Here is a 6,432-nt window from a genome sequence, read left to right as displayed (position 1 = left end):
CTCACCCTCTCGGGCTTTCCTCCGGGCGCTTCCCTTCGGTGTTTCCGACTCTATCAGATCTTTTCTCGATCCGATTTCCTCGGTGCTTTCCAGGTCCCGCGCGTTTTCTCGCGGTTTCCTTTCCGGCGGTTCCGACTTTATCAGAAGTTCTGAGTCGGTTTTCCCACCCGCTCCGGGCCCCGTGTCCAGCGCGTGAAGTGCTGGGGTTCCCGGTTGGGCGGAGCCGTAAACGTACTGGAGCGGGGCGCCTCGATGCAAATCGAGGCGCCCCGCTCGGGTGATGCTCCGACGGACCGTCAGACCTCCACGACCACAGGGAGGATCATCGGCCTGCGGCGATAGGTGTCCGAGACCCACTTGCCGAGGGTGCGCCGGATGAGTTGCTGGAGCTGGTGCGGCTCCACGACGCCGTCCTGGGCGGACCGCTCCAGCACTTCCGTGATCTTCGGGATGACGTCGGCGAAGGCCGAGTCCTCGATGCCGGAGCCGCGCGCCTGGACGTGCGGGCCACCGGTGATCTTGCCGGTGGACGAGTCCACGACGACGAAGACCGAGATGATGCCCTCGTCGCCGAGGATCTTGCGGTCCTTGAGGGCCGGCTCGCCGACGTCGCCGACGGAGAGGCCGTCGACGTAGACGTAACCCGCCTGGACCTTGCCGGAGATCTTGGCCTTGCCCTCGACCAGGTCGACAGCAACGCCGTCCTCGGCGATGACGATCCGGTCGTGCGGGACGCCCGTCAGCGCGCCCAGCTCGGCGTTGGCGCGCAGGTGGCGCCATTCGCCGTGGACGGGCATGAGGTTCTTCGGGCGGCAGATGTTGTAGAAGTACAGCAGCTCGCCCGCGGACGCGTGGCCGGAAACATGCACCTTGGCGTTGCCCTTGTGCACGACATTGGCGCCCCAGCGGGTCAGACCGTTGATGACCCGGTAGACGGCGTTCTCGTTTCCGGGGATGAGTGAGGACGCCAGGATGACCGTGTCGCCGTCGACGATCCGGATCTGGTGATCCCTGTTCGCCATCCTCGACAGCGCCGCCATCGGTTCGCCCTGGGAGCCCGTGCAGACCAGGACCACCTCGTGGTCGGGGAGGTCGTCCAGCGTCTTCACGTCCACGACCAGTCCCGGGGGCACCTTCAGGTACCCCAGGTCCCTCGCGATGCCCATGTTGCGGACCATGGAGCGGCCGACGAAGGCGACCCGGCGGCCGTATTCGTGGGCCGCGTCCAGGATCTGCTGGATGCGGTGGACGTGGCTGGCGAAGCTCGCCACGATGATCCGCTTGCGGGCGCCGGCGAAGACCTGCCGCAGCACGTTGGAGATGTCGCGCTCGTGCGGAGTGAAGCCCGGGACCTCGGCGTTCGTGGAGTCGGTGAGCAGGAGGTCGATGCCCTCCTCGCTCAGCCGGGCGAAGGCGTGCAGGTCGGTGAGGCGGTTGTCCAGCGGTAGCTGGTCCATCTTGAAGTCGCCGGTGTGCACCACCATGCCGGCGGGGGTGCGGATGGCGACGGCCAGCGCGTCCGGGATGGAGTGGTTGACGGCGATGAACTCGCAGTCGAAGGGGCCGACGCGCTCACGCCGGCCCTCGGCCACCTCGAGGGTGTACGGGCGGATCCGGTGTTCCTGGAGCTTGGCCTCGATCAGGGCGAGGGTCAGCTTGGAGCCGATCAGCGGGATGTCCGGCTTCTCGCGGAGCAGGAACGGGACACCGCCGATGTGGTCCTCGTGGCCGTGCGTGAGGACGATGCCCTCGATGTCGTCGAGACGGTCCCGGACGGACGAGAAGTCCGGCAGGATCAGGTCGATTCCGGGCTGCTCCTCCTCGGGGAAGAGCACTCCGCAGTCGACGATCAGCAGGCGGCCGCCGTACTCGAAGACCGTCATGTTTCGGCCGATCTCACCGAGACCGCCGAGCGGGGTGACGCGCAGGCCGCCCTCCGGGAGTGGCGGAGGCGGGCCGAGTTCGGGATGCGGATGACTCAAAAGACTCTCCTCACCACACGCGCCACGTACCGGTCGGGCACGTGGCGCGTGAGACGTTCGTGCAGAAGCAGTTGTCGTTGTGGGGTGCGGGCACCGGTGGCCCGCTTCTTCTGTTGTTCTTCAGTTGCTCTTCAGTTGTGAAGCCCGTGTGGTGCCAAGTCCGTTGTCAGAGCTGTACCCCGCCGGCGGCAAGATCGATCTTGAGCTGGGCGATCTCCTCGGGCGAGCACTCGACCATGGGCGAGCGCAGCGGGCCCGCGGGCAGTCCCTGGAGGGCGAGCGCGGCCTTGGTGGTCATGACGCCCTGGGTGCGGAACATGCCGGTGTAGACCGGGAGCAGCTTCTGGTGGATCTCGGTGGCCTTGACGACGTCACCGGACGCGTACGCCTCGACGAGGGCGCGGAGGTCCGGCGTGACCAGGTGGCCGACGACCGAGACGAAGCCGACCGCGCCCACGGAGAGCAGCGGGAGGTTCAGCATGTCGTCGCCGGAGTACCAGGCGAGGCCGGACTGGGCGATGGCCCAGCTGGCGCGGCCGAGGTCCCCCTTGGCGTCCTTGTTGGCGACGATCCGGGGGTGCTCGGCGAGCCGGACGAGGGTCTCGGTGTTGATCGGGACGCCGCTGCGGCCGGGGATGTCGTAGAGCATGACCGGCAGCCCGGTGGCGTCGGCGACGGCCGTGAAGTGCCGGTACAGGCCCTCCTGCGGGGGCTTGTTGTAGTACGGCGTGACGACCAGCAGGCCGTGGGCGCCGACGTGCTCGGCCTGGCGGGCCAGCTCGATGCTGTGGTGGGTGTCGTTGGTGCCGACGCCGGCGACGACGTGGGCACGGTCGCCGACGGCCTCCAGGACGGCCCGTACGAGGTCCGATTTCTCCGCGTCACTGGTGGTGGGGGACTCGCCGGTGGTGCCGTTGATGATCAGGCCGTCGTTGCCTGCGTCCACCAGGTGCGTGGCGAGCCGCTGCGCGCCGTCGAGGTCGAGTGCGCCGTCCGCCGTGAAGGGCGTGACCATGGCGGTGAGGACCCGCCCGAAGGGGGTCTGCGGAGTCGAGGTCGGAGCCATGGGTAACACGCTACTCGGTGCTCCCTGTGCGGTCTGCCCTCGGGGGGTCGGGAAAGTCAGGACAAATGCGGAGCCCGGCACTGCCTGCTCGGGGGTTCAAGCAGTGCCGGGTCCGTTTGATCAGGCTAGATGAACTTCTCCAAATGCCGCAATACGGACACTTCGCGCGGCTGATCCGTACATCCGTTCCTGATGGGGGAACAGGGCTTCGTAGGCCTTTCTTACGGGGTCACGCACCCGTGCTTACGGAGCCACGCGCCCGTTCGCGTTGAAGGCGGCGTACGTCAGCGGCATGAGCTTCGCCCACTCCGCCTCCATCTTCTCGCCGACCATCTCGATCTCCCGCTGCGGGAAGGACGGCACCTTGGCCAGCTCGTGCTGGGTGCGCAGGCCGAGGAAGTGCATCAGGGAGCGGGCGTTGCAGGTGGCGTACATCGAGGAGTAGAGGCCGACGGGGAGGGCCGCGCGGGCGACCTCACGGGCGACGCCCTCGGCGAGCATCTTCTGGTAGGCCGTGTACGCCTGCTCGTACGACTCCCGCAGGGTGCTGGTGACCGCGTCGTGCTGGGCCGGGGTGCCCTCGACGAAGACGTACTTGCCGGGGCGGCCCTCCTGGACCAGCTTGCGGTCGGTGCCGGGGACGTAGAAGACCGGCTGGAGCTCGCGGTAGCGGCCGGACTCCTCGTTGTAGGACCAGCCGACGCGGTGCCGCATGAACTCGCGGAAGACGAAGATCGGGGCACTGATGAAGAACGTCATCGAGTTGTGCTCGAACGGGCTGCCGTGCCGGTCGCGCATCAGGTAGTTGATCAGCCCCTTGGAGCGCTCGGGGTCCTTCTTCAGCTCGTCCAGGGACTGCTCGCCGGCGGTGGAGACGCGCGCGGCGAAGAGGACGTCGGCGTCCGAAGCACTGGACTTCACCAGGTCGACGGTGACGTCACTGCGGAACGTGAGCGACTCGGGGGTGGTCACGGGGGTTGGGGTCCTTCCCATCACAGCTGTGGTTCGCGCCCACCTTACGGGGCGCCCGCCCGGGCCACGCAGTACCCGGCCACCCACGGCGGTACCGGACCTCAAAAATCCCACCACGGATTTTTTCCGACATGGGCACCTTTTGTGTCACTCGAGCGTCTGTACCGGTGACACCCAGTCGTTCGACCCCGAAAGGAGACGTACCGCGATGTTCCGTCGGCGCGAGCCCGTACCCTTCGCCTTCCTGGCCCAGACGGACAGGTTCCGCAGCAATGTCACTCCCCCGCCCCGTCCGCGGGCGTCCTTCGGGGAGATAGCCGGGCGCTCGCTGCTGGGGCTCACCCTCGTCGCCGGGCTGGTGGGGGCCCTGATCCTCGGTATGCCGGCGATGTCCACGCCGTCCAGTACGCCGACGCAGCAGTCCCAGGCCTCGCAGGGGCACTGACTCTTCCGGCTGCCCAGGGTGGTGGGCGGGAACAGCGGCGGATAACCTCACCGGGCACAGCCCACGCACGCATGCGAATGAGGACCAGCCGTGCCCCTGTCCTTCCTGACGGCCGACCGCACGTTCGAGGCCGCTTCCGAGAGTGCGCTGCCGTACGACGACCGGGAGCGCTGGCGGCGCCCCTACCGGCCCGGTCCCTGGCGTGTGGCTGTGGCGGCGCTGGTGCTGCTGCTCGCCTCCTTCGTGCTGTTCGCGGCGGTGGTCATCGCCCTGACCGGCTCGGTGTCCTCCGCCGGCGCGATCCTCGTCGCGGGGCTCGTGGTGATCGCCGGCGCACTGCGGCTGCTGCGCATGGGCGTGTGGGTGAGCGGGCGCGGGCTGCGCCACGTCGGCTTCCTGGTGACGCGTACGGTGCCGTGGGCGCGGGTGGTCTCGGTGCGGACGGTGCAGCAGCCGGTGCGCTGGCTGGGGCTGCCGCGGACGGTGCAGGGGCAGGCGCTGGCGCTGGTACGCAAGGACCGGCCGGCCGAGGACACCGAGCCACTGATCACCACGCACACCCTGGACTTCCTGGGCCGCCCGGTCGCCTTCGACCGTGCCGCGGACACCGTGGAGGCGTGGGCCGCGGAGAACCGCCCCCACTGACCCCGGACCATCCCGGAGGGGCGGTCCGGATGCTGCGGGGCGGCTTCCTTCGGCGTCCCGGGCCGGGGGCACGGCACGCAGGGCCGGTGGAGGCATCGGCCGTGAGGTGTTCACGCGCAGGGAAGGGAGACCGCTGTTGTCCGGACGTACCGTGCTGATCACCGGAGCGTCGAAGGGGATCGGCCTGGCCACCGCACACCGCCTCGCCGCCCGGGGACACCGGGTGCTGGGAGTCGCCCGCAGCGCCCCGGACGGTGATTTCCCGGGCGTGCTGCACGCCTGCGACCTCGCCGATGCGGAAGCCACCCGCGCGTTGCTGGAGACCGTGACACGGGCGGAGCGCGTGGACGCGGTCGTCAACAACGTCGGCATCGCCGTGCCGGAACCGCTGGGCGAGATCACGTTCGACACCCTGCGGGCCGTGTACGACCTGAATGTGCGCACCGCCGTTCAGGTCACCCAGGCCTGCGTCGGCGGGATGCGCGAGCGCGGCTGGGGCCGGATCGTCAATGTGACCAGCCGCTCCGTGCACGGCGCGCGCCGGCGCAGCAGTTACGCGGCGGCCAAGAGCGCGCTCGTGGGCCTGACCCGGACCTGGGCGCTGGAGCTGGCGGCGGACGGGGTGACGGTCAACGCGGTGGCTCCCGGTCCGGTGGAGACCGCCCTCTTCCGCGCCTCGCACCCCGTGGGCGGCGCGGAAGAGGCCAGGGTGCTGCGCTCGGTGCCCGCGGGCCGCTTCGGCCGCCCGGAGGAGGTGGCCGCGGCGATCGCCTTCCTGCTGAGCGAGGACGCCGGGTTCATCACCGGGCAGCAGCTCGGCGTGGACGGCGGGGGCAGCATTCCCGGGCGGTGAGAACCGGTGCCTAGGCCTCGGCCGGCCTGCCGTCGTGCAGGGCGATGGCCCTCTGCATCGCCTTGCGGGCGCGCGGGGTGTCGCGGGCGTCGTGGTAGGCGACGGCGAGCCGGAACCAGCAGCGCCAGTCGTCGGGGGACGCCTCGGTCTCGGCCTTGCGACGGGCGAAGACCTCGTCGGCCGAGTCGCGGTCGATCCGGCCGCTGGGCAGGCGTTTCAGCTCGTCGACCGGCAGGCCGCCCTGGGCGTCGAGTTCGGCGGCCAGGGCGTTGGCCCTGCGGACGAACTGGGTGTTCTTCCACAGGAACCACAGGCCGATGACCGGCAGGATCAGCACCGCGACCCCGAAGGTGACGGTGAGGACCGTGCCGGACTGGATGAGCATCACGCCGCGGCTGCCGACCAGGACGAAGTAGAAGACCAGGACGGCGGCCGTGACGAGGTAGGTGATCTTCGCGCGCATCGGAGA

7 protein-coding genes are annotated in these 6,432 nt (G+C 69.4%); 3 read left to right on the top strand and 4 right to left on the bottom strand.

Going from position 1 to position 6,432, the window contains the following annotated elements; all coding sequences use genetic code 11:
• Positions 1-296: 296 nt before the first annotated feature.
• The 3 genes from ABT288_RS29570 to thyX form a co-directional block, all read right to left on the bottom strand.
• Positions 297-1,982: a ribonuclease J gene (locus tag ABT288_RS29570; protein WP_351613957.1), complete on the bottom strand. Its 1,686-nt coding sequence runs from the start codon at positions 1,980-1,982 to the stop codon at positions 297-299.
• A 166-nt stretch (positions 1,983-2,148) separates the two neighbouring features.
• The gene (gene dapA / locus ABT288_RS29565; RefSeq protein WP_351613954.1) at positions 2,149-3,048 is read right to left on the bottom strand and encodes a 4-hydroxy-tetrahydrodipicolinate synthase; all 900 of its coding nucleotides are present in this window, start codon (positions 3,046-3,048) and stop codon (positions 2,149-2,151) included.
• Positions 3,049-3,291: 243 nt separating this feature from the next.
• A complete protein-coding gene (gene thyX, locus ABT288_RS29560; RefSeq protein ID WP_351613951.1) occupies positions 3,292-4,041 on the bottom strand; it encodes an FAD-dependent thymidylate synthase in 750 nt (249 codons plus the stop codon).
• Positions 4,042-4,228: 187 nt separating this feature from the next.
• Here thyX and ABT288_RS29555 point away from each other — a divergent pair, with 187 nt between their 5' ends.
• The 3 genes from ABT288_RS29555 to ABT288_RS29545 all read left to right on the top strand — a co-directional run bounded on the left by ABT288_RS29555 (position 4,229) and on the right by ABT288_RS29545 (position 5,963).
• A complete protein-coding gene (locus ABT288_RS29555) occupies positions 4,229-4,465 on the top strand; it encodes a hypothetical protein (protein WP_351613949.1) in 237 nt (78 codons plus the stop codon).
• Positions 4,466-4,555: 90 nt separating this feature from the next.
• Positions 4,556-5,110, top strand: coding sequence for an SCO5741 family PH domain-containing membrane protein (locus ABT288_RS29550; RefSeq protein ID WP_351613947.1), 555 nt, complete (start codon positions 4,556-4,558; stop codon positions 5,108-5,110).
• A 136-nt stretch (positions 5,111-5,246) separates the two neighbouring features.
• Positions 5,247-5,963, top strand: coding sequence for an SDR family oxidoreductase (locus ABT288_RS29545; protein WP_351613944.1), 717 nt, complete (start codon positions 5,247-5,249; stop codon positions 5,961-5,963).
• Between the two features lie 10 nt (positions 5,964-5,973).
• On the opposite strand, the gene ABT288_RS29540 is transcribed toward ABT288_RS29545, so the two are convergent.
• Complete coding sequence (locus ABT288_RS29540) at positions 5,974-6,426, bottom strand: tetratricopeptide repeat protein (RefSeq protein WP_351613941.1); 453 nt, start codon at positions 6,424-6,426, stop codon at positions 5,974-5,976.
• Positions 6,427-6,432 lie beyond the last annotated feature (6 nt).

It is taken from the genome of Streptomyces sp. NPDC001093 (genome assembly GCF_040298985.1).
In the GTDB taxonomy this organism is placed as follows: Bacteria; Actinomycetota; Actinomycetes; order Streptomycetales; family Streptomycetaceae; genus Streptomyces.
The sequence above is the reverse complement of the archived record's forward strand: the minus strand, read 5'-3'. Positions and strand labels throughout refer to the sequence as shown.